The sequence below is a fragment of the Salicibibacter cibarius genome, assembly GCF_016495725.1.
Lineage (GTDB): Bacteria > Bacillota > Bacilli > Bacillales > Marinococcaceae > Salicibibacter > Salicibibacter cibarius.
Window position 1 is genome coordinate 4,342,195 of record NZ_CP054705.1, and the last position, 22,846, is coordinate 4,365,040.

A 22,846-nucleotide genomic window follows, 5' to 3' on the forward strand; every position below is an offset into this window, starting at 1 on the left:
TTAGCCGATACTGCCAATATCATTCACTGTTCGTTGCATATTTTGGTCGTAAGCCTGTAGAACCGATTGATTTGCCTCAAATTGTCGGTATGCCTGTGTCATGTCTGTCATCGTTTGACCAACATCTACATTGGAGCGCTCCAAAAACTGTTGTTGCAATTCATAAGGATACGCATCATCGCCCACTGCACTCGGCAATCCCTCGGGATCCTCGCCTTCATATTGCAAAAGACCGGCGCCTGTCTTTGCCAATTGCACGGGGTCAGGTGCGTAGGCAACTTCCATTTGCCCGACGTATTCACCCGAGTCAGCCGTGATTTCCCCGTCACTTTCAAGCGTAAACCACTCATTTCCTACGTCCAATGGCTCGCTATCCGTTCCCAATATGTAATGGCCTTCACCAGTTGTGAGGAACCCTTGTCCATCAACGGCAAAATTTCCGTTGCGTGTATACTGAACATTCCCGTCTTCATCTTGCACGGCGAATAACAGCATTCCGGGCTCACCGGTTTCCGCTTCAGGCTCCAGTGCCCCTTGTAGAAGGGCGACATCGGTTCCTGCGCCGGTTTCACGCAAATCCCCCTGCCGGACGTCCGGTGCCCGTTCCTGCATGTATACACCTGTCGGAATATCCCCGATAATTCCATTTGTTCCGGCATCCCCATTGTTCATCGCTTGAATCAACATGTTCGGAAATGTCCGTGTGGGGCCATGATCGCCTTTATGGCCGGGGGTGTGCATATTCGCGAGATTATCCCCGAGCATTTCCGTCTGCCTTTGCTCTGCAATCATGCCGGAAGCCGCTTGGTAAAAACCTCTGATCATTCCGATGCCCTCCTTTTTAAGCGCGTATTTTATTGGACATTTTATCTAAGTTCTCCAACATAACTCCGGTACCGTTCGCTACACACTGCATCGGTTCTTCCGCAATAAAGACAGGGATTTTTAATTCCTCGGCGAAAAGTTCCTGCATCCCATGCAACTGTGCACCGCCGCCTGTAATAAACGCTCCCTTATCAATAATATCAGCTGCCAACTCCGGGGGCGTCTGTTCCAATACAAGCTTGGCTGCCTGGGTGATGGTAGCCACTGATTCTTTCAAAGCATTGTTTATTTCTTCCGAGTGAATCGTGACCGTACGGGGTAGCCCGCTGACCATATCACGTCCACGGATATCGAATGTCCCTGTACGTCCGGCCGGCGAAACACTTACGGCCTCTTTTTTTATATCCTCTGCTGTGCGCTCTCCAATTAATAATTTATAATGTCGCTTGATATAATGGAAAATATCATTGTCGAATTGGTCACCTGCCGTTTTAATCGACTTCGAGGTGACGATCCCTCCCATGGACAAAACAGCAACGTCCGTGGTGCCCCCGCCAATATCGATGACCATGTTGCCACTTGGTTGAAAAATCTCCATCCCTGCGCCAATCGCGGCTACTTTTGGCTCCTCTTCCAAATACACATGTTTTCCGCCACTTTTTTCAACCGTTTCGCGAATGGCTTTTTGCTCTACGGAAGTAATGTCTGCCGGGCAACAGATCAAAATTCGCGGTTTCATAAAAGCTGAACGAACATTAATTTTTGACAAAAAATGACGCAACATCGATTCCGTTAAATCAAAGTCGGCAATAACCCCATCTTTCATTGGGCGCAATGCCACGATATTTCCGGGTGTGCGGCCAACCATTCGAAACGCTTCTTCCCCCACTGCCATCGTTTTGCCGGTCGTGTTATCAACGGCAACAACAGAGGGTTCTTCCAACACAATGCCTTGACCTTTGACGTGTATAAGTACATTTGCGGTCCCCAAATCTATCCCGATATCTCTTCCGAACATGCTGCACCTTCCTCTCCGTGAATGTTAATTTATGTAAAAGAAAACGTTCTGATGAATGCACACTCAATGCTTAATTTTACCACATTCGAATCGAAATATGAATCTTCATATCGATATTTGTGAAATTTTGTGACTTGGAAAGGGAATGATACGTTACATAGACAAAACCGGCAAGGTACATTCTCCTTGCCGGTTTCTCATTAATCCCATATATTAGCCAACAACTCGTAACTGCGCCTTCTTTTTTCCTGATCGTAAATGTCCGAACTAACAATGAGCTCATCGAACTTAGCTTCGGCGTGGAAATCTTCCAGTTCTTTTTTCACTTTTTCCTGATCGCCTACGAATGTGTATTTTAATGATTGGAGCACCTGAGCTTTTTCAAATTCTGTCCAATGGTCATCCATATTATCGACCGGTTTTGTATCGATTTCCGCTTTGCCGCCACGGACGATGGTTAAAAACCGCAAATAATTCGTCGTTGCCAGTTTTTCAGCTTCCTCTGTCGTATCAGCAAGAGCGGCATTGACCGTGACCATCGCGTACGGCTCGCTTAGATGCTCCGAGGCTTGGAAACGTTCGTGATACAGGCGCAAAGCATTAAACAATTCACCCGGCGCAAAATGACTCGCGAACGCAAACGGCAAGCCTAAAGCTGCGGCAAGTTGAGCACTGTAGGTACTCGAACCCAACAAATAGATCGGCACTTCAGAACCATGGCCGGGGATGGCCTTCACAGGCGCGTCTTCGTTGCTAAAATACTTCAGCAGTTCATTCACGTTATCGGGAAAGTCATTGACACTACTCATTTGATCACGACGTAACGCGCGAATCGTCATCGGATCCGTACCGGGAGCTCGTCCCAAACCCAAATCAATGCGATTCGGATACATCGCCTCCAGTGTCCCAAATTGTTCCGCGATGATTAAAGGCGCGTGATTCGGGAGCATCACACCGCCTGAACCGACGCGAATATTCTCACTATGGCCGGCTAAGTAACCGATAAGCACAGAAGTAGCTGAACTGGCGATCGCTTTCATATTATGATGTTCAGCCACCCAATAACGGTGATACCCAAGCTTGTCCGTATGTTGAATCAGTTTTTTGCTATTTTCAAATGCATCTGCCGGCGTCTGTTCTGCATGGACCGGCGCCAAATCCAATACGGATAAGGAAAAATCTGCATTCATGCCTTTCACCCTTTCCTAATCCTTTTATGAGGATGAACCTATACAATAAAAACAATACAAGGGAATTGCCTTTAAGAAAAGAAAAATGCTCAGAAAACCGCCATCATCTAAAATAAAAAGACGAATACGAAGCACGTAACGCGAGCCTTCGTCACTCGTCTTTTTGGCGGGTTTATTTCGATCGCGTTATATGTTCATGTTTTGCAACGGCGAAAAAACACGAATTTTTCGACAGTAGTAAAGGTACTACGAATGAATGATTTTTTCCCCCTTATTATTATATTTTACTTTTGTTGCTTCCCCACCGCGCAAATGCCGGATCGATTTATGATAATCCAATATGCTTTTTACTTCATTTGCCAGTTCGGGATTAATGTCAGGAAGCCGCTCTGTCAAATCTTTATGCACGGTACTTTTCGAAACGCCGAACTCTTTAGCGATTGTTCGGACAGTTTTCCGGGTTTCCACCACATACCTTCCTATCTTGATGGTCCGTTCTTTGATGTAGTCATGCACACCCCTCGCCTCCCAGTCTGGATGGTTTGTTACAGTTTATTATCCAAGACCGGTATATATACCAAAAACTCAGGCAGGACAAGGGTTTGAAGAAAATCTTCAGCGTAAACTCAGATGTAACAGGCACTCCCGCTCACAGTTCGTTGACCGCGACCATTGTCGAATCAAAAAATTCGCCAACAAATTGATGAGTCATTACGTTTTTTATCTTTATAATTCGGTGATTGTTTTCAAAGCATGTAAATCTTCATCGATCACCTCACGAAGCGACGGATTGTAAAAGACAGCCGCGGGGTGATATAGAGCGCACACGTCGTACGTTTCCGTACTCCATTGATAGTTGTTTTTAACGCGATTTTGCACAGGTGAATGATGGATCGTCCCGTGCATCATTGACATTTTTGCTGAGTTTCCGAGCAGGCGTTTAAGCGCGACGCCTCCGAGACTAACGATGATCCTTGGTCGTATAGCTGCAATTTGATAATCAAGCAAGGGCGCGTGGGCAAAAATTTCTTTCTCCGTCGGTTTCCGGTTTATTTTTTTCATGACCGGGGTTCCGTTTGGACGGCGTTCGCCCCATTTGAAAGGGCGGCTGCGCACCGCGCTTGTGATGTATACGTCTTTGCGGGCAAGTCCTAACGTTGTTAAATAGCTGTCGAGCACTTTCCCTGACCGGCCACAGAACGGTTCGCCGGTTTCTGCTTCTTTTTCGCCCGGGGCTTCGGCGATAAACATGATATCAGCGTCCTCATTCCCCGCGCCGGTTAAGAATCCTTCAAGCTGATGGGTTTCGAGGGCGGATTGGCATTGCGCTATGATTTCCGCAGGAAACTGCATTGGTCGTTGATCCTTTCTGCTGATGAGTATGGACAATTCGAGTATAACATTTGGATGCGCGAATGTGCTTACGGCTACCTCGAAAAGGAAGTTTGAGGGGGGAGTTAGGGACTGGAATGCTTCTATGACATGAGTTAGGACTCCATTCTACTCGGTTGACGACCTAACGCCCTCCGTGGATCTTAGTTAGGGCTGCAACGGGACCGGTTGATGACCTAAGTGCTCCCTAGTTCATGAGTTAGGGCTTCATTCTGCTCTGTTGACGACCTAACGCCTTCCGCTATCTTCAGTTAGGGCACCATTTCCCTTCGTCACGCGTAGACTATCATGTTTTTCCTACAAGTCGCTTGGGGCGTATTAATGATAGTGCTTGCAATTCGATGAGTACAAATTCCCACTGATGTGGTAGAATAAAAGATATTCTATCTGAAAGGAGCGTATGCGGTGTTTTTGAAACCTCGTGATGTGCCGCAGGAATTACAAAAGCTCAGGTCTTTGGATATGCGAATGCGCTTACTGCCAGAAGACAAACGGTACTACCTAAACCTAGAAAAGGGGTTTGACGGGGAAGTCGCATTTGACGCAAAGTTAGTAGAGTTAAAGCCGGAATGCCTCATTTTAGCCGACTTGCTACTTGAACAGAATTTTTCACTGTTTCAAATTGACACGCTAGTTCTTTTTAAGAAAAACATCCATCTTTTTGAAATTAAAAATTTCGAAGGGGATTTTGACATCAAAGCGGATCATTGGTCTTTGCTTTCAGGAGAGGAAATTAAAAACCCCCTGCTCCAACTGAAAAGGAGCGAATCTCTGTTTAGACAACTGCTCCATAGACACCTCAAAATATCCATCCCGATTCATCCCCACCTTGTGTTTGTTAACCCCCATTTCACTTTATACAACGCAACCCCGGATATGCCCATTCTATTTGCCTCCCAAATTGACCGTTTTATAAAAAAATTAAACGGCAATTCCTCCAAAATAACCCAAAATAATATCCAGATCGGCAATCAATTAGCATCACGTCATCGTACGGATTCCCCGTTTTCCCGCTTGCTCGATTATAATTATGCACAATTAAAAAAAGGGATTGTGTGCGCATGGTGTGCATCATGGATGATCGCGGGAGAAAGAAAAATGCTATGTAACAAATGCGGCAACATTGAAGACAATGAAACGGCAATTATGCGGCATGTGGAAGAATTTAAAGCCCTTTTTCCGGAACAAAAAATAACAACCAATACGATTCGAGATTGGTGCGGGGACATCGTTTCATCGAAAAAAGTCCAAAGAGTATTGGCAAAAAATTTTAATCGTGTCAATCATGGGAAAGTCTCCTATTATATTGATTGAAACGATGGGGGGAGAGCTTCATTCTGCTCGATTGACGACCTAACGCTCTTCGCGATCTTCAGTTAGGGCTTCATCCCGATCGGTTGGCGACCTAACGACCTTCACGGATCTTAGTTAGGACTTCATCCGGCTCCGTTGACGACCTAAAGGCCTCCAAAATCTTCAGTTAGGGTTTCATCGCCGGGCCGCCATCCTTCCCCATACGAAAAAAAGCCCTCATACGAGGGCGTGCCAATTGGTTTGCACTTCTATTGTTCTTCGTCGTTGTCCGAGTCGTCCTCTTCGTCGTCGCCTTCATCGTCGTCTGATTCAGCAGAAGGAGGATCTTCTTCCGCAGGGTCATCTTCCTCGTCATCACGGTCCCCTTCTGATGGATCCGTCGCTGCATCGAGTCCTTCTTCCTCATCGAATGTCATTTCCGAAATGGTTTGATGCAACATATCTTCCGGATTGAACGCGACACCGTCTTGACGGACTTCAAAGTGAACGTGAACACCGGCATCACGGTTATACGTATTTTCTCCGGCTGTGCCGATGACGTCTCCTTTTGCAACGACATCACCTTCTTCAACGTCCAAGTCCTCCAAACTATGATAGGCGGTCACGATTTCATCTTCGTGACGAAGTTCTACGACATTCCCCAGCAATGAATCTTGTTCTGCTTTTACGACTTCACCACTGAGCGATGCGGCAACTTCAAACGATTCGTTATCCGGATGTGCTAGATCAATGCCTTTGTTTTGATAGTAAATCTGGTTGTAGTAAACGAGTGCAGCTTCCTGTTCTTCGGCAGAAGCATCATGGTCATAGAAATAACCGACAACATCAACGACGTCTTCATCAACTACGGGTAGTTGCATTTCTTCGGCTTCGGCACCAACCGGTAAGGCTTCTTCTTCCTGATCGCTTTCAAAGCCGATCCCTTCACTATCATCGCTTTCCTCCGCAAACTCTGTATCTCCGCCTTGGAACGCGAAAAAGGAACCGAGCAACACCGCACAGACTGTCAAATAAACCGCAGGCCAGAACCAAGGTTTTTTCGACCATTGTTTTATTTGACCCCCCGGATTTTCTTTTTCTTCCCGGGATTCAGAGGTTCTTTTCTCCTCATCTTTCATCTTATCACCACCTCAGCAACCAGTCTGATCAAAATGATAGAAAGATATACTCCGATTAGAAATTTTTTTCTGAATTCATATAAAAAAACAAAAAACCACCCCTAAGAAGAGGTGGTGACGAAAACAGACCGCAGGACGCTTTCATTCATGGCGACCGTAACGCGCTGACTTCCCTTCGTCCGGGCGCCATGACCCTTTCATGGCGACCGTAATGAGTCACTTTTCCGGTTTTCGGGTTTCATGGGCCCTTCATAGTGACCGTAACGCGTCGCCTTCTCATCGTTCGGTCGCCATGATCCTTTCATGGCGACCGTAACGTATCGCTCTACCCTCATTCGGGCGCCATGACCTTGCTTTCAATCATCTATGATTCTTTTTCTTCCTCTTCTTGATGATGGACAAAAGCTTCCGTATGGGCCTGGTCTTCGCTGATTTCTACGTCGTGATAATAGTGATCGACGATTTCACGATAATTCATGCCTTCTTGCGCCATGCCATCAGCCCCGTATTGGCTCATACCGACACCGTGCCCCCAACCTTTTGTATGAATAACGATTTCATCGCCGTCGAGTTGCCATTCGAAATCACTGGAATCGAGATCAAGCGCCTCGCGAATTTCTCTTCCTTGAAACGACGTGTCGCCAATGGTGACCGTTTCGACCCGGTCCCCTTCTGTTTTTTCTTTATTAGCGCTTAAATCTTCCCCCTCGGGAATCTCAACCCCCAACTGTTGTTCAACTTCTTCGACGGTATAACTGATCGTATTTGCGTAGCGCGGGGAATCCACATCCCAGGGGCTTTCGACACTTTGCAAGTATGGCACCGAGGCTTCCCAATAATCCTCCGCGTTTTCGGTATACCCATTGCTCGTCGAGAAAAAGGAAGCCGTAATCGGCGTGTCTTCATAGGTAATAATTTCACCGGCGGTCGCCTCAACGGCTTCCGTAATTTTTTCTTTTGTTTCTTCAGCGTCTGCTCCCCATTCTTGCTCCAATTCTTCCGAGCTTTTATATACTTGATGGGCTGTCGTATCAGAAACAATCGCGTCTCCCGGCAAATCGGCACCTTCGGCAAACTCCATTTGTTGTGCAATAAAGGTGCGAGCCACCAATGCCTGTGCTTTTAGTGCTTCCATTTCAAAATCCGACGGCATTTCCGCGGAGACAACACCTGCAACATATTCTTCCAATTCTACATGATCGACTGTATCTTGGGCATCACGATATACGGGGACAACTACTTCACTTTCAGGATCGCTTTCCTGTTCCCCGGAGGCATCCGGAGCAGTATCCTCCATTGTCTCAGAGGAAGTAGCCTCCTCCCCTTCCGAACCGGAAAAAAGAAGCACTAATAAAGCGGGAAGGACGATGAGACTGCCTGTAAACATTAAGATCGCTGCTGCCATTTTTTTTAACGGCGTAGCCCTTCCCTGTAATTTCGAGATCCGCAAAGTCTATCACACCTTTTCCGACTTCTAGCTTGGTGGCATCGGCAATTCTCCTGCTGTTAACCTCTATTCTACATATATGGAGAAAAAGCCATTACTAGAACAAAAAACGGCAACGTGTTATGCAGCTACTGTCTCCGATCCTTTGTTTTGCGTAGCCATACTTGCAAGGACATAACCAATCAATGAGAGTACAACGGGAACAACGACCGAATGCATCCCGAATGGCCCCATTTGCCCCAATGGTTCTCCGATGAAAATATAGATGACAATGTAGGATCCAATCCCAAGAATCATCGACGCCAACGCGCCATAACGGTTTCCTTTTGCCCAATACAAACCCAACACAAGCGGCCAGACGAAAGCAGCTTCCAAACCGCCAAATGCAAATAAATTCAACGTGATTAAAAATTCCGGTGGACTGAGGGCAAAAAGAACGACCGTTATCCCCAAAAATGCAGTCACGCCGATGCTAACTCTCCTGATTTTTTTTACCGTAGCGTTTGGATTAATGTAGTTGTAATACACATCTTTTACGACAGCAGAACTAACCATCAAAAGAAGCGCATCGACGGTAGACATGATCGCAGCCAACGGCGCGGCCAGAACAATGCCTGCCAACCACGCGGGTAAAACAGTCATCGCCAGTGTAGGCATAACGTTATCGGCAACCTCTAGCCCGGGGATGATTGGCCTAGCCAGCGTTCCGGCCAAGTGCATGCCGAACATCATGAACGCAACGACAACTGTTCCAATAATCAAGGCCCGGTGCATGGAGCGGGAATCTTTGTAGGACATGGCGCGAACAGCGATTTGCGGCAAACCGACAACACCGACACCGACAAGAATCCAAAAGGAAGAAACATAAAGGGCTGTCAAATCACCTTCGGCACCGAACGGAGAAATCAGGCGTTCGTTTTCGGCGGCAAGGCTGCTCATGATATTACCCATCCCCCCGCCGGCAATAATCGTGGCCACAAGCAGGACGAGGGTCCCGAAGAACATGATCAACCCTTGCACGGCATCGGTAACCGCAATTGCCCGAAATCCGCCGATAATAACATAGATAAGAACAGCAACGGCAAAAATAAACAGGGCCGATGTATAAGACAATCCGGTCACGACTTCAATGAGCCGTGCGCCGCCCACCCATTGCGCTGCCATGGCCGAAAAGATGAAAACGATAATGCTCCCGGCGCTTATGATTACAACGAGCGTACTATTATATCTTTTTTTAAAAAAATCAACCAGAGTGACGGCATCGTATTTACGAGCCATAATAGCAAATTTTTTCCCCAAGATCATAAGGACAAAATAACCTGTTGCCACTTGCGACATGGAAAGAAGCACCCAGCCAAGCCCTTCATGATAAGCGGCGCCGGGCCCACCGATAAAACTGCTCGCGCTTCCGTATGTAGCAATCATCGTCATCGCCAAAATCAAGCCGCCTAGTTCACGGCTGCCAAGAAAATATTCCTGCATAAAATTGCTTTTGTTAAACACGTGTTTGGAAGCCCAAAACCCGATCAGGAAAACGACAGCAATGAAAAAGAGCAGTGGAATAATGGTCTCCCAATTCATGAAGCATCATCCCCCTCGTCATCAAGCGCCACTTCTTTGAAAAACAGCTTCACCATCACGGCGACGAGAATAATCATAATCACTGATCCAATCAAACAGCTATAAAAAAACCAAGCCGGCATCCCCAAGATAAAATCGTAATCCGCAATCGGTTGGGAACCCAAACCGTAAGCAAACGCATACCACCAGACAAAATTAAAACACGCGAGACCAACGCCGATAAGCGCTTCGCGATTGGCTACTTTAAAGCGCGGGTCATAATAATTTTTTCCGTTCACATTGGCTCCCTCCCTTTCCTGCTATCTTAGCGGATTATGTCGAGATGGAAAAGAAAAATTATTTAGGGATTGCTGAGCAACTTGCCTATATCAGCTGAAGCCGGGATGCCGCTTCCATGGCTTCGCTTTTCCGCGGACGAACGCGCGCTGCGGAGTCTTAACACATGCATCCAGCTTTGACAACATCAACGGAAAATACTTATGTGCCAGGCTTTTTCCGTTATTCAACAGTCCCTATTTAAATTCAGGAAAATGACGTTTATCATGGAAAATAGTGGATAATTCCCATCTGAGGGATGAAGTCGGGTTTGGCGTACCTCTAGGAGCAACATTCCTTCCCTTTGAGGAACAAGGTTTGCGTTGTTGTTCCTCTCGGCGCAGCTCATCCTCAATCCGAGGAATTACTTAGCCCCTTTTGTTCCTTTCGGAGTTATTCTGTCTCGGTCCGGGGGATTACTTTGCCTTATTTGTTCCTCTCAAAGTGACTCGACCTCATTTTGGGGGATTAGTACGCCCCTCAAGAATCGCTCTGCCATCTGCTAGGCAGTATGGAGGCCGATAATTTATGCAAAAAGAAAAAACGGAAACCGGCGAGCGGTCTCCGTTCTTTTTCTTTTTAGTGAATGGCTTCATTGTTCATTTCTACCGGTGCTGTGTCAACGGCATCCGTTTCATCCTCGATGGGGACACGTTCAACTTTGGCTCCCAGTTGTTGCAATTTCTCGTGAAAGTCGACATACCCGCGGTCAATATGGCGAAGTTCCATTAACGTCGTCTCTCCTTCGGAAACGAGCCCGGCAATGACAAGGGCCGCGGCTGCCCGTAGATCCGTTGCGGAAACTTCTCCGCCCGTCAGGCGAGTAGGCCCCGTGACGATGGCTGAACGGTCCTCAATTTTAATGGATGCGTTCATTCGCCGAAATTCTTCCACGTGCATGAATCGATTTTCAAAAACCGTTTCGGTGACGACGCCAGTTCCTTTTGCTTGCGTAAGCAAAGTCATAAACTGTGCCTGCATATCTGTCGGGAAGCCAGGATGCGGCAAGGTTTTAATATCCACCGGCCGTAAAATATCCGGACCGATGATGCGCATGCCGTGGTCCTTTTCTTCAATAATAACACCCATCTCGCGCATTTTTGCGACGAGCGGACGCAAATGTTCGATAAGCGCGCCTTCCACAAACACATCTCCGCCTGTAATGGCTGCCGCTACCATAAATGTACCGGCTTCTACTCGATCGGGAATGATGGTGTGATCAGCAGCTTCCATGTGATCAACCCCGTCGATGCGAATCGTGTCTGTTCCGGCACCACGAACAATGCCGCCCATGGCGTTCAAGTAATTGGCGAGACACACGATTTCGGGCTCTTCAGCCACATTTTCAATAATCGTCGTTCCTTCGGCCATGGCTGCAGCCATCATAATATTTTCCGTTGCACCCACACTCGGGAAATCAAGGTAGATTTTTGCCCCTTTTAAACGATCTTCCACACGGGCTTCAATATAGCCTTGACCGATTTCCACTTTTGCGCCCATGGCTTCAAAACCTTTTAAATGCTGATCAATCGGCCGTGATCCGATCGCACACCCACCGGGGAGCGCAACATTTGCGCGTCCGGTGCGCGCAAGCAACGGACCCATGACCAGGAATGACGCACGCATTTTTCGGACATACTCAAACGGGGCATTCGGGCGTAACGTATTTCGCTCCGCATTCGCTTTAAAAACACCGTCTTCATATGATACATCCATTTGCAAGTGATTCAATACATTTTTCATCGTGTATACATCTGCTAAAGGAGGCACATCATAGATGGTGCTGGTTCCTTTTTCGGCCAACAATGAAGCCGCAAGTACAGGGAGAACAGCATTTTTCGCACCTTCCGTTCGCACTGTCCCTTTTAGCTTCTTTCCTCCTCGAACAATAATTTTTTCTTCCAACGTATTCCCCTCCGCGTCCAGTAATCATTTTTCCGCATGTGCTTATCGGTCGTTGACGAACAAACCGTTTGGATCGCTAGGCAACCATTCATTTGGTTTATCCTATTCATTTGCTTAATTAGGCGTTCCCTTTGCCGAGGAGAGAAAACATGCCCATTCTACCCGTTTCGAAGCAGTTCGACAAAAACGAACCAATAAGTAATATTGAGTGTCTCCGTTTTATTTGACGACATTGTCCACTAAAGGTTACAGCCCATTTTCAAAATCTTCTTCCCTTGTCAATCTCTTCCCAGTCCATTGCGCGGTTAAACATTGTGTCGATTTCCGTTGATTTATCGTTATTGTTTGCAGGTCGTGCTCGTGGCATACTTCATGCCGTTAGAAAAAATAACGAAGATTTAACGCCTGGTTTAAGTAATCAAGGAAAAAGCTGCTAACTAAATGGGTGATCGAAATAGCCACCAGAAAAAAAAGCATGGTTCCTTTTGCCCCTTGCGGATGACGAACAAGGACATCAAATTTAAACGCCTGTAAGCTCCACCAAACGATAACCAACACGAACAGGTTAAAGAAAATATGTAGCAAAGCTTGTTGTCCGAATTCAATTTCACCCGGCATTCGTTTCAACGTTCCTTTCTTACGTGCTTCTTTTTTTCTACTACACGCTCGTTAATTGACCCCCTGTACGATTCTCCCGGTGATAAGTGCCCCGATTCGTTCAACTAACCATCAGAGGGACTCTGTTGGAAGTTTCACTTCATTTGTACAGCAATAAAATTATACCAAATCTGATATGCTCTGTCGACAACGTCTTTGAGCTATTTGTTACAAATCTGTATCCATCTGAATGTATTCGGACATTTCGTGTTTATGCGGGCATGTTTAGAAAAACTTGGCTTCCGCCAAGTCCTTATAGCGGAAGCCTTAGTTTTACTTATACTTTAATCCTTTAACAAAGTTAAACATTCTTAAAGTGTAAAAAATGAAATTCACTTTGAGATAGGCTTCTCGCGGGTATTCATATATTTCCCGTGGGTATTTACATATTTCCTGCGGATATTCCCATATTTCCTAGCGATAATGCATTAAAAAGAACCGGCAGAGTGATTCTCCTCACTCTGCCGGTTCTTTTTATTTGCGCTCCGCTACTTTTAAGCGGATTTCCGCGCGTAACAATGCTTGTTGTGCTCGTTTTTGATCGATCTCTTCATCGTCTTGATTAAGACGATTTTCCGCTCGTTCTTTTGCCTTTTGGGCACGGTCAACATCAATGTCTGCCGGGAGTTCCGCTGTCTCGGCAAGAATAGTGACTTGATCGGGCCGGACTTCCAAAAATCCTCCGCTCACCGAAATGCTATCTTCCGCACCTTCATTTTTCACACGCACGGCACTGGTCACAAGCGGCGCAACTAAAGGAACATGGCGAGGCAAGACGCCGATTTCACCTGATTCAGTTTTCGCCGAGACGATATCGGCATCATTATCATATACGTTCCCGTTTGGGGTAACGACGTTCACACTCGTTTTCAACGTAATCGTCCTCCTTCTCCTTTACCCACGGGTTTAGGCCATTTCTTCCGCTTTTTTCGTCACATCTTCAATCGGGCCGACAAGGCGGAAAGCGTCTTCCGGAACATCGTCATGTTTTCCGTCAAGAATTTCCCTAAAGCCACGGATGGTTTCTTTCACCGGCACGTACGATCCCTTTTGACCAGTAAATTGTTCGGCCACGTGGAAATTCTGGGAAAGGAAAAACTGAATGCGGCGTGCGCGGGACACGGTCAACTTATCATCTTCGGATAACTCGTCCATCCCGAGTATCGCGATGATGTCTTGAAGTTCACGATATTTTTGCAAGGTTTGCTGCACTTCTTGCGCCACTTCGTAATGCTCTTCCCCGACGATTTCCGGAGCAAGTGCTCTGGACGTTGAATCCAATGGGTCCACGGCAGGGTAGATCCCCATATCCGAGAGGCTACGCTCGAGGTTTGTCGTTGCATCCAGGTGGGCAAACGTTGTTGCCGGTGCCGGATCCGTATAGTCATCGGCAGGGACATAAATCGCTTGGATCGATGTAACGGATCCTTTTTTCGTCGTCGTGATCCGTTCTTGAAGTTGCCCCATTTCCGTTGCCAATGTTGGCTGATACCCAACAGCAGAGGGCATACGTCCGAGTAGGGCGGAAACCTCTTGCCCTGCTTGCGTAAAACGGAAAATATTATCGATGAAAAGAAGAACGTCCTGGCCTTCTTCGTCACGGAAATGCTCAGCCATCGTAAGGCCGGTCAACGCCACACGCATACGGGCCCCCGGCGGCTCATTCATTTGTCCGAAAACCATCGCTGTTTTTTCAATAACGCCGGAGTCTTTCATTTCATAATAAAGGTCATTTCCTTCACGGGTACGTTCACCAACGCCGGCAAAAACGGAAATCCCGCCGTGCTCCTGGGCAATGTTATTGATTAGTTCCTGGATTAATACGGTTTTTCCAACTCCGGCACCGCCAAAGAGACCGATTTTCCCACCTCTAACGTAAGGTGCAAGCAAATCGACAACCTTTATGCCGGTCTCAAGGACTTCCGTGCCTGTTGTAAGTTCCGTAAACTCCGGAGCTTCACGGTGGATAGGCTTTCGTTCCACTTCGTCGCCAATCGGCTCATCCAGATCGATATTTTCCCCTAAAACATTAAAGACACGGCTTAGGGTAGCGTTACCGACCGGTACGGAAATGGGTGCACCCGTGTTACGGACAAGCGCTCCGCGCTGTAGGCCTTCACTCGCACCCATGACGACCGTACGCACGTTATTATCCCCTAAGTGAAGAGCAACTTCGAGCGTTACATCCGGCGTTTCTTTATCGCTTTGGTATACGTTGAGGGCGCTATTCAATTCAGGAAGCTCACCGCTCTCAAAGTGAACGTCAATGACCGGCCCCAGCACTTGGGTGATATATCCTTCACTCATCTTTTTACCTCCTTGCTTATCTGGTTGTCCCGATGGTTACTCCAATGCTGAAGCTCCACCGACGATTTCATTGATTTCTTGTGTAATAGCGGCTTGGCGAGCGCGATTGTAAGACAATTGCAGCTCATCCAAGAGGTTATCCGCGTTGTCGGAGGCTGCTTTCATCGCCGTCATCCTTGCTGCGAACTCTGCCGCTTTTGCGTCCAGCAACGCACCGTAAATTAAGGTTTCGGAATACTGAGGGAGCAATCGCTCAAGGATCGCGTTTTCCGATGGCTCATATTCATAGTTGGTCGTCGCCCCTACGGTTTCTTCAAGTTGCTCGGCTAAGTCCGTTAAAGGCAAAAGCTTTGTCTCCGTCACATCCTGACGCATCGTGTTGACGAAGTGGTTATACCAGATGTAGAGCTCATCAATGCTCTCCTCTTCAAACATACCGACAGCCTTGCGGGTAATCGTTTTAACCTCATCAAAGGACGGATTATCCGACAAGCCCGTGTATTCCATTTCAGTCGGAAGTTGCAGTCGTTTCACGAGGTCACGGCCAATTTTACCGATAATGATAACCGTGTATTCATCCGCAGATTGATGGCGCTCCGCGATTGTTTGCCGCAAAGACCGCATCAGATTGGAGTTATAACCGCCTGCCAATCCTTGATCCGATGTGACAACGATGTAGCCGGTTTTTTTAACCTCACGCTGTTCCATCATCGGGTGGCTGGCATCAGAATCGCCCATGGCGATACTGGCCACAACTTCCTGGATTTTGTTCATATAAGGCTCATAGGCTTGCGATTTCGCTTGTGCCCTTGATTGTTTTGAAGCAGCGACCATTTGCATCGCGCCCGTGATCTGCTTCATATTTTTTGTAGAGCCAATTCGATTTTTTATTTCACGGAGTGAAGCCAATCTCGAATCACCACCTTTTCACGTCGGTCTTTATTCATCAGAAGGGTGGAAGATTTGCTTAAAGTCTGTGATCGCCTTATCGAAGTCTTCTTTTTCCGGCAATGTACCCTTCTGGCGAATGTGATCGAGCACTTGTTTATTGTTTTGTTGCATATGCGTATACAGTTCTTTTTCAAAACGGCGAACATCTTCTACCGGAATGTCATCCACAAAACCGTTCACGAGTGCGTAGATGATGGATACTTGATATTCAACGGGTAACGGTTGATTTAAGTCTTGTTTCAACAATTCCATCGTCCGCTCGCCCCGGTTTAACTTGGCTTGGGTCGATTTATCCAGTTCGGATCCAAATTGGGCAAATGACGCCAATTCACGGTAAGACGCCAAATCGAGGCGCAATGTACCAGCGACTTTTTTCATTGCTTTCAGCTGTGCCGAACCGCCAACACGGGATACGGACGCCCCGGCGTTCACCGCTGGCCGCTGACCGGAGTTAAATAGCCCGGACTCCAAGAAAATTTGTCCGTCGGTAATGGAAATAACGTTTGTGGGAATATATGCGGAGATATCACCCGCTTGCGTTTCAATAAACGGCAACGCGGTCAATGAACCGCCGCCTTTCTCATCATTTAACTTCGCCGCTCTCTCCAGGAGACGAGAGTGCAAATAGAAAACATCCCCGGGATACGCTTCACGCCCCGGTGGCCGGCGCAGCAATAGGGAAAGCTCACGATAAGCAGACGCTTGCTTTGTCAAGTCATCATAGACGACGAGGACATGCTTGCCGTTATGCATAAATTCTTCGCCCATGGATGCGCCTGCATACGGAGCCAAATACAATAGCGGAGCCGGATCGGAGGCGTTTGCCGCGACAACAATTGTATAGTCCAATGCGCCTTTTTGACGAAATGTCTCCACGAGTTGAGCAACCGTCGATTTCTTTTGTCCGATAGCGACGTAAATGCAAATAACATCTTCTTCTTTTTGATTCAATATCGTGTCGATCGCCAACGATGTTTTCCCGGTTTGACGGTCTCCGATGATCAGCTCTCTTTGGCCGCGGCCAATGGGGACCATCGCGTCAATCGATTTAATCCCGGTTTGCAATGGTTCCTCGACCGATTTACGATCCATGACCGAAGGAGCCGGGCTCTCAATAGGGCGTGTTTTGTTCGTCGCCACATTCCCTTCTCCGTCCAAAGGCTGTCCAAGCGGATTTACGACCCGACCGAGAAGTTCCTCGCCGACAGGAACCTCCATGATACGTCCCGTACGCTTTACCTCTTCTCCTTCGCGTATATCATCGTAAGGTCCGAGGATAACGACCCCAACGTTGTTTTCTTCAAGGTTTTGCGCCAAACCCATAACACCATTTGAGAATTCAAGCAACTCTCCGGACATGGCGTTGCTTAAGCCATATACACGGGCAATCCCGTCGCCGATCTCTATAATAGTACCTACTTCGCTGACTTCAACGTGCGATTGAAAGTCTTCAATCTGATCCTTGAGCAGCGAACTGATTTCATCAGGTTTGATGCTCATTTACTTCACCCCTTCAGTTACCGATTTGTAGAGACGATTTTCCGTTCCATTCGTCGCAACATGCCTTGCACACTGCCATCATAAACGGTATCTCCGATTCGAACGATCAAACCGCCGATCAGCTCTTCGTCCTGATGTTCCGTGACGACGACTTGTCGATTGTTTACTTTTTTGGCAAACTGATGTGCAATCGCTTCTTTTTCCTTATCGGAAAGCGGCCGAACCGCGCGCACGTCTGCTCGCGAAATCTGAAAGGCATCGTCCGTTAGGTTTTGAAATGCATCCACGAGGGAATCAATGATATGGATACGCCCGCGATCCACCAATACGAAAAGCATATTCATGATGAAAGGATGGCTATCGGAAAAACCTTTTTCCAGCAACGCTTGCTGGTCTTTCTTTGACATCTTCGGATGCGCCATAACTTTATACAGTGCCGGCACGGAATGAAAAACGGTTTGAACGCGGTGCAGTTCTTCATTGATCTGCTCTACGGCACCTTTTTCATTCGCCAGTTCAAAAAGCGCCTTCGCATAACGATTTGCTACTGCCGGTGTACTCATTCATTACCAACTTCTTTTAGATAGCTGTCAATGAGCTTCTCTTGTTCGTCTTCATCCAGTTCCTTTTCAATCACCTTCGTAGCAATCGCTACCGAGAGGCTGGCGACTTGATCCCGGACGGATTCCAACGCTTGTTCTTTTTCCCGATTGATATCGGCAGCCGCCGCTTCTTTTAAACGCTCTCCTTCGGCCTTCGCATTATCGAGAATTTCTTTTGCTTGTTGCTCGCTCATTTTATTCGCGTTATCAATCATCGCTTGCGTATCTTCGCGCGCTTTTTTCAATTCCTCGCGTTGTTGTTCAAGATATTGTTCCGCTTCTGCGCGGCTTTTTTCGGCATTATCCAAGTTATCGTTGACTTGCTGTTCCCGTTTTTTCATCACGCCGAGAAGCGGTTTTAACGCCCAGCGGCTGACAACCCAAATGAGCAATGAAAAGATAACCAACTGATACAATGCATTGCCCCACTGAATATCCGCTATAAAATCCATCATATCCATACCCTATCTCACTCCTTCCAGCGATACATAAGGAATGGCGAAGGTTCCCACAGGAAACGTCATCGCCATTCCTATAACCTTATCTGTTATCCGCCGATGCCGAATACCAACATGAACGAAATCGCGATAGCGATAATCGGCACGGCTTCCGCAAGCGGAATACCAATGAACATAAGCGTCTGTAATGTTCCCCTTAGTTCCGGCTGACGGGAAACCCCTTCTAAAACACCTTTTACGATAATCGCGACGGCAATACCCCCGCCGATCGCTGCGAGTCCTGCTGCAATCCCTGCTGCCAGTTGAGCCATTGGATAAATCCTCCTTTAATGTAATAAAAAAATATTATTGATAACATACCCTGTTACAGAAGTCAGAGTTCAGAGGCCAGATGCTTTTGGCCGACTTCCGGCTTCCAATGTCTGACTTCCGAAATGGGCAAGCGTTATTCATATCCTTAGTGCGATTCAACTTTATGTGCCATATAAACCATCGAAAGCATGGCAAAAATAAACGCTTGCAAGGCACCGATGAAAATGCCGAACGCCAGCCATGGGGCTAACGGAATCCATGCCAGCAAGGCACCTAACGTCCCTAAACCCGCAAGAGAAATGATCAATATCGTGACGAGCTCTTTTGCGAAAATGTTTCCAAACAAACGCAAACCGAGTGTCAAGAAGTTCGAAAATTCCTCGATGATCTTAAACGGAAATAAAATCGGCGACGGGCGAAAGTAATCGGCAAAATACTCCTTCGCTCCCCTGAGCTTAAATCCATAGATGTGTGTGAGAATAATCACAAATGCAGCCATCGTAAGCGTCAGGACAGGATCCGACGTTGGTGAATTCCATAATGCGTAGTGGTCTGTTTCGGTTGCCAACTCAAAGGGGATACCGAGCATATTGGCCACGAATATATAAAACAAGAGCGTGTAAGCCAATGCAATAAATCTTCCACCTTTTTCCCAGGCCATGTTCGATGTGATGATGTATTTTGTGAAATCCATGACCCACTCAATGAAGTTTTGCAAGCCGGTCGGCCGCATGGCGAGCTTTCTCGCGCCGACAATGCTGAAAATCGCTACGATAAGCGCGGCGACGGTCGACATGAATATCACGGAAAAACTAAAATGCAGATCAAAACCGCCGATCTCCCAGGTCAAGGTTAAATCCTCATGCACTTTGTTCACCTCTCTTTTTGTAATTGTAGGAACATATCCACCATAATGTAGAGATAAAGACCCGCGTATCCTGCCAATACGGTAGCAAGGTGAAATGTTTCGGAAAAGACAATGGCAAGGGCAACCGCGACCGCGATCAAACCGTACCGAATGACAAGTCCAAATGCTGTAACCAAGTATGAAAGTATACCGGGCGATTCCCTTTCGGCAACTTTATCAAAGACAAATGCTTTAATATAAATAGAAGCAAAGCTCAGCAAGCAGGAAACAACACCGAGCAAAAAACCTAATGAAAGAGAATAGTACGGTGTCAGGATGAAAACGAGAATACTTATAAGAGCGGCAACCATCGTAACCAAGCAGTAAAGCTTCATCCTATGTTGGAGAAATGGCATTAATCATCGTCTCCCAAAAAGGGTTTGACCGCACGTACCACTCCATAGAACCCGGCCGATATACCCAGTAACATGCCTATAATGACAAAGACAGGTGATGTGTCGAAGTTACTGTCGAGCCAATACCCAAGCATTACCCCGCCCACCACCGATCCGACAATGGACGACAAAATGGCGGATACGAGCACTGAACTACGCAAGGGACTACGTTTCCCGTTACCTTTGGCCATGAAGTCTCTCCCTTCGGCCGTCTTTCCATCACAACTGAAATGAACCACCAATCAGATTATCCTTTGTAATCGTACAATAGGGACTACCTCCTGTCAACGGCTCAATTCGTATAAAAGCGGGAGCAGCAAGGATTTCGGTGTGTTCCAATGTGTCAAAACGATGACAATTGCAATCACCCCTCTAGACGCCGCTATTTTTCGACAACCGCAATTTGCGTTTCCAGCGTGTCCTCACGATCTTTATATTTCGCATAAACGATGACATGGTAGATTCCCGGGTCCAAATGAAGCTCATCTGCATGGAATTCTTTTTCAAATGGTCCTTCGGGAAGATTTTTTTGGCTGTCAAGGGTGCCGACATATGCGAATGTATCCGGCTCATAAAGGGTGATTTCCAGCTCTTCCGCCCCTCCGGGCAAGAAAACTTCATACATCCAATAATCGCGGTCGGGCACTTTGGCAAATTGAAATCCGCTGAGCCGAGGATAATCCGGCTCATCACTAAAGAGAAGAAATGGAAGGGAGATGTCTTGCCTGCCACCACTCACGTTGATTTCTCCATCAATGCGTTTAAAGTCGATGATATCTGGTTGGATTTCAACGTTAACGGTTGCTGTCTGTTTTTCCCCCGGATCCAATGTGATCGGCATCGGCATTTTCCAATTCAATCCGGTCCCTAAAGAAGTTGGAACATCGAAAGAATACGTGCGTTGGTGCGCGCTTTGATTCTCAATCGTAATCTCCCTTTCCAAACGCTGATTTGATTCTTCCGCTTCCCATACACCAAAAGACAAGGCCCCTGGGTAAACAAGCGTATCATTTTCAATCGCGGCGCCAATGTCCACACGTCCTGCCCCTTGGACAAACGGCGGATAAGTCTCTCCTTCATCGTTAGAGAGGGAAACAGCCGTATTCATTAGCGTCGCTTTCACCTGTTCCGGCTCCCAATCCGGATGCGCTTGTTTTACCAGTGCCGCCGCCCCTGCAATATGTGGCGCTGCCATACTTGTGCCGTTTAATCCTTGGTATCCTTCCGGAACCGTGCTATCGATATCTACACCGGGCGCAACAACATCCGGTTTAATATCCCACGTTTGCGTCACCGGTCCGCGGGAACTGAATATGGCCATATGATCAGTTTCTTCTACGTAATTGGTCTCGATGACGACTTCCTTATTTTCATTGTCGTTGATCACTTTTTTTAATTGATTGCCTGCTTTATTGTCAATAGACGCAGCTATGACGTCCATCTCTTCTTCCATCCCGGCCATAAACGGTCCCGGTATGTTATTCATAAGCAAAACCGCGTCAGCCCCGGCATCATTTGCATTTTCCATTTTAGCTTGGATCGGAATGCCCCCGCGTTCGATCAATACCGCGCGGCCACGTACATCTGCCAAGTCTTCCGGCAAGCCAAGGCCGCCATCCACGATATTTATTCTTCTTTTCATATTCCAAGGAGCGGTCCCCTGTATCGGTTGCAAGTCCAATTCACGGTCTTCTTCATGAATCTCGGGTACCGTTAACTGCGGGACTTTTAACGGTGGGGTTGAAGCACCGACGGAAATCGATTTTTCCGATGTTCCGGGTGACCCTACGCTCCACATGTCAGGACCGCTGTTGCCGCTTGAAGTAACCGTGATTATCCCGGCTTCCGCCGCTTCGTCCAAAGCTTTGCTCGTCGGCCAATCAGGACCGTTTACAGGATTCCCCAATGAGAGGTTCAAAACGTCCACACCATCAACGACCGCGCGATCAATCGCTTCAAGAACATGTTCCGTTGACCCTTGGCCTTCAGGTCCCAGTGCGCGGTATGCATAGATGTCCGCATCAGGAGCGACTCCCCGCACACTTCCATTCGCAGCGATGATCCCCGCGACGTGTGTCCCGTGGAAAGTAATCGCTTTCCCCTTTGCTTTTGTTTCCATCGGGTCGTGATCGTCATCGATCACATCATAACCGCCCGCGTAATTTTTTTGTAAATCGGGATGGTTGTAATCGATGCCCGTGTCGATGACACCGACCTTTACCCCGTGGCCGCTAAGCCGAATGCCTAAGTCGTCAAGTTGTGTGCGGATATCTTCAGCGCCGATAAAGGGCACACTTTCCCTTAAGGCATGATCATATTGAACACTATCGTCGACACGGCTTACGCCCGGGACGTTTTCCAATTGATCTGCACTTGTCTCGGGAAGCGTGTATGCCATGCCAAGAAAAGCAGATGAAAATATGTAGTCCGGCTCGTAATCGGTACGTTCTTGAATCTCTTCTTGGACGATTTCCGGATCATCGTCGACGTGTACGATCACTGTTTTCGCTTCTCCTTGGCCCTGAACATTACTGCCTACGCCTAGGGCCAGGCCAGCGAAAGCCAGAATAAATAATAAACGCCAAAGAAATTCCATGTGAGCCCTCCTAGTGTGGGTTAGAGGCGGGAGGATCCATCCTCGTCATCCGCTGC

General features: G+C 47.4%; 23 protein-coding genes. 1 reads left to right on the forward strand and 22 read right to left on the reverse strand.

Annotated features, from left to right (window positions below; translation table 11 throughout):
* The 5 genes from HUG15_RS21910 to HUG15_RS21930 form a co-directional block, all read right to left on the reverse strand.
* Positions 1–825 (reverse strand): flagellar hook-basal body protein, encoded by an 825-nt coding sequence (locus HUG15_RS21910; protein ID WP_200125813.1) that lies wholly within the window; start codon positions 823–825, stop codon positions 1–3.
* Between the two features lie 16 nt (positions 826–841).
* A complete protein-coding gene (mreB, locus tag HUG15_RS21915) occupies positions 842–1,843 on the reverse strand; it encodes a rod shape-determining protein MreB (protein ID WP_200125815.1) in 1,002 nt (333 codons plus the stop codon).
* Between the two features lie 200 nt (positions 1,844–2,043).
* A complete protein-coding gene (locus tag HUG15_RS21920; RefSeq protein ID WP_200125818.1) occupies positions 2,044–3,033 on the reverse strand; it encodes an LLM class flavin-dependent oxidoreductase in 990 nt (329 codons plus the stop codon).
* Between the two features lie 246 nt (positions 3,034–3,279).
* Positions 3,280–3,549, reverse strand: a complete 270-nt coding sequence (spoIIID, locus tag HUG15_RS21925) for a sporulation transcriptional regulator SpoIIID (RefSeq protein ID WP_200125820.1) — start codon at positions 3,547–3,549, stop codon at positions 3,280–3,282.
* 210 nt (positions 3,550–3,759) lie between these two features.
* A complete protein-coding gene (locus HUG15_RS21930) occupies positions 3,760–4,386 on the reverse strand; it encodes a uracil-DNA glycosylase (RefSeq protein WP_200125822.1) in 627 nt (208 codons plus the stop codon).
* Between the two features lie 444 nt (positions 4,387–4,830).
* Between HUG15_RS21930 and HUG15_RS21935 the strand changes: the two genes are divergently transcribed.
* Complete coding sequence (locus HUG15_RS21935) at positions 4,831–5,739, forward strand: nuclease-related domain-containing protein (protein ID WP_200125824.1); 909 nt, start codon at positions 4,831–4,833, stop codon at positions 5,737–5,739.
* A gap of 248 nt (positions 5,740–5,987) precedes the next feature.
* On the opposite strand, the gene spoIIQ is transcribed toward HUG15_RS21935, so the two are convergent.
* The 17 genes from spoIIQ to HUG15_RS22020 all read right to left on the reverse strand — a co-directional run bounded on the left by spoIIQ (position 5,988) and on the right by HUG15_RS22020 (position 22,790).
* Positions 5,988–6,857: a stage II sporulation protein SpoIIQ gene (gene spoIIQ, locus HUG15_RS21940; RefSeq protein WP_200125826.1), complete on the reverse strand. Its 870-nt coding sequence runs from the start codon at positions 6,855–6,857 to the stop codon at positions 5,988–5,990.
* 364 nt (positions 6,858–7,221) lie between these two features.
* On the reverse strand, positions 7,222–8,307 hold the full coding sequence (spoIID, locus tag HUG15_RS21945) for a stage II sporulation protein D (RefSeq protein WP_246516436.1): 1,086 nt from the start codon (positions 8,305–8,307) through the stop codon (positions 7,222–7,224).
* A 117-nt stretch (positions 8,308–8,424) separates the two neighbouring features.
* Positions 8,425–9,885 carry a sodium/pantothenate symporter gene (panF, locus tag HUG15_RS21950; RefSeq protein ID WP_200125830.1) on the reverse strand — a complete coding sequence of 487 codons (1,461 nt, stop codon included), beginning with the start codon at positions 9,883–9,885 and terminating at the stop codon, positions 8,425–8,427.
* Positions 9,882–10,163, reverse strand: a complete 282-nt coding sequence (locus HUG15_RS21955) for a YhdT family protein (RefSeq protein WP_200125832.1) — start codon at positions 10,161–10,163, stop codon at positions 9,882–9,884. Before HUG15_RS21955 ends, panF begins: the two co-directional genes overlap by 4 nt.
* 616 nt (positions 10,164–10,779) lie before the next feature.
* The gene (gene murA / locus HUG15_RS21960) at positions 10,780–12,105 is read right to left on the reverse strand and encodes a UDP-N-acetylglucosamine 1-carboxyvinyltransferase (RefSeq protein ID WP_200125834.1); all 1,326 of its coding nucleotides are present in this window, start codon (positions 12,103–12,105) and stop codon (positions 10,780–10,782) included.
* A 378-nt stretch (positions 12,106–12,483) separates the two neighbouring features.
* On the reverse strand, positions 12,484–12,723 hold the full coding sequence (locus HUG15_RS21965; protein WP_200125836.1) for a DUF1146 domain-containing protein: 240 nt from the start codon (positions 12,721–12,723) through the stop codon (positions 12,484–12,486).
* A 513-nt stretch (positions 12,724–13,236) separates the two neighbouring features.
* The gene (locus HUG15_RS21970; RefSeq protein WP_200125838.1) at positions 13,237–13,635 is read right to left on the reverse strand and encodes a F0F1 ATP synthase subunit epsilon; all 399 of its coding nucleotides are present in this window, start codon (positions 13,633–13,635) and stop codon (positions 13,237–13,239) included.
* Positions 13,636–13,668: 33 nt separating this feature from the next.
* Positions 13,669–15,069, reverse strand: coding sequence for a F0F1 ATP synthase subunit beta (gene atpD / locus HUG15_RS21975; RefSeq protein ID WP_200125840.1), 1,401 nt, complete (start codon positions 15,067–15,069; stop codon positions 13,669–13,671).
* Between the two features lie 36 nt (positions 15,070–15,105).
* Positions 15,106–15,978, reverse strand: a complete 873-nt coding sequence (gene atpG, locus HUG15_RS21980) for an ATP synthase F1 subunit gamma (RefSeq protein ID WP_200125842.1) — start codon at positions 15,976–15,978, stop codon at positions 15,106–15,108.
* Between the two features lie 30 nt (positions 15,979–16,008).
* Positions 16,009–17,520: a F0F1 ATP synthase subunit alpha gene (atpA, locus tag HUG15_RS21985; protein WP_200125844.1), complete on the reverse strand. Its 1,512-nt coding sequence runs from the start codon at positions 17,518–17,520 to the stop codon at positions 16,009–16,011.
* Between the two features lie 17 nt (positions 17,521–17,537).
* Entirely contained in the window at positions 17,538–18,083 is a 546-nt protein-coding gene (locus HUG15_RS21990; RefSeq protein WP_200125846.1) for a F0F1 ATP synthase subunit delta, read from the reverse strand.
* Positions 18,080–18,583, reverse strand: a complete 504-nt coding sequence (gene atpF / locus HUG15_RS21995) for a F0F1 ATP synthase subunit B (RefSeq protein ID WP_343073140.1) — start codon at positions 18,581–18,583, stop codon at positions 18,080–18,082. Before atpF ends, HUG15_RS21990 begins: the two co-directional genes overlap by 4 nt.
* A gap of 86 nt (positions 18,584–18,669) precedes the next feature.
* Complete coding sequence (gene atpE / locus HUG15_RS22000) at positions 18,670–18,891, reverse strand: F0F1 ATP synthase subunit C (RefSeq protein ID WP_200086201.1); 222 nt, start codon at positions 18,889–18,891, stop codon at positions 18,670–18,672.
* 146 nt (positions 18,892–19,037) lie between these two features.
* Positions 19,038–19,688, reverse strand: a complete 651-nt coding sequence (gene atpB, locus HUG15_RS22005) for a F0F1 ATP synthase subunit A (RefSeq protein ID WP_200129104.1) — start codon at positions 19,686–19,688, stop codon at positions 19,038–19,040.
* A gap of 77 nt (positions 19,689–19,765) precedes the next feature.
* Positions 19,766–20,110 carry an ATP synthase subunit I gene (locus HUG15_RS22010; RefSeq protein ID WP_246516710.1) on the reverse strand — a complete coding sequence of 115 codons (345 nt, stop codon included), beginning with the start codon at positions 20,108–20,110 and terminating at the stop codon, positions 19,766–19,768.
* A 44-nt stretch (positions 20,111–20,154) separates the two neighbouring features.
* A complete protein-coding gene (locus HUG15_RS22015) occupies positions 20,155–20,355 on the reverse strand; it encodes an AtpZ/AtpI family protein (RefSeq protein ID WP_246516437.1) in 201 nt (66 codons plus the stop codon).
* A 221-nt stretch (positions 20,356–20,576) separates the two neighbouring features.
* Complete coding sequence (locus HUG15_RS22020) at positions 20,577–22,790, reverse strand: S8 family serine peptidase (RefSeq protein ID WP_200125852.1); 2,214 nt, start codon at positions 22,788–22,790, stop codon at positions 20,577–20,579.
* Positions 22,791–22,846: the final 56 nt, after the last annotated feature.

Coding starts and splice junctions, on each gene's coding strand:
- HUG15_RS21910 (WP_200125813.1), bottom strand. CDS start 825: ATGATCAGAGGTTTTTACCAAGCGGCTTCCGGCATGATTGCAGAGCAA.
- mreB (WP_200125815.1), bottom strand. CDS start 1,843: ATGTTCGGAAGAGATATCGGGATAGATTTGGGGACCGCAAATGTACTT.
- HUG15_RS21920 (WP_200125818.1), bottom strand. CDS start 3,033: ATGAATGCAGATTTTTCCTTATCCGTATTGGATTTGGCGCCGGTCCAT.
- HUG15_RS21930 (WP_200125822.1), bottom strand. CDS start 4,386: ATGCAGTTTCCTGCGGAAATCATAGCGCAATGCCAATCCGCCCTCGAA.
- spoIIQ (WP_200125826.1), bottom strand. CDS start 6,857: ATGAAAGATGAGGAGAAAAGAACCTCTGAATCCCGGGAAGAAAAAGAA.
- panF (WP_200125830.1), bottom strand. CDS start 9,885: ATGAATTGGGAGACCATTATTCCACTGCTCTTTTTCATTGCTGTCGTT.
- HUG15_RS21965 (WP_200125836.1), bottom strand. CDS start 12,723: ATGCCGGGTGAAATTGAATTCGGACAACAAGCTTTGCTACATATTTTC.
- atpD (WP_200125840.1), bottom strand. CDS start 15,069: ATGAGTGAAGGATATATCACCCAAGTGCTGGGGCCGGTCATTGACGTT.
- atpA (WP_200125844.1), bottom strand. CDS start 17,520: ATGAGCATCAAACCTGATGAAATCAGTTCGCTGCTCAAGGATCAGATT.
- HUG15_RS21990 (WP_200125846.1), bottom strand. CDS start 18,083: ATGAGTACACCGGCAGTAGCAAATCGTTATGCGAAGGCGCTTTTTGAA.
- atpF (WP_343073140.1), bottom strand. CDS start 18,583: ATGGATATGATGGATTTTATAGCGGATATTCAGTGGGGCAATGCATTG.
- atpE (WP_200086201.1), bottom strand. CDS start 18,891: ATGGCTCAACTGGCAGCAGGGATTGCAGCAGGACTCGCAGCGATCGGC.
- atpB (WP_200129104.1), bottom strand. CDS start 19,688: ATGTCGACCGTCGCCGCGCTTATCGTAGCGATTTTCAGCATTGTCGGC.
- HUG15_RS22010 (WP_246516710.1), bottom strand. CDS start 20,110: ATGGTTGCCGCTCTTATAAGTATTCTCGTTTTCATCCTGACACCGTAC.
- HUG15_RS22020 (WP_200125852.1), bottom strand. CDS start 22,790: ATGGAATTTCTTTGGCGTTTATTATTTATTCTGGCTTTCGCTGGCCTG.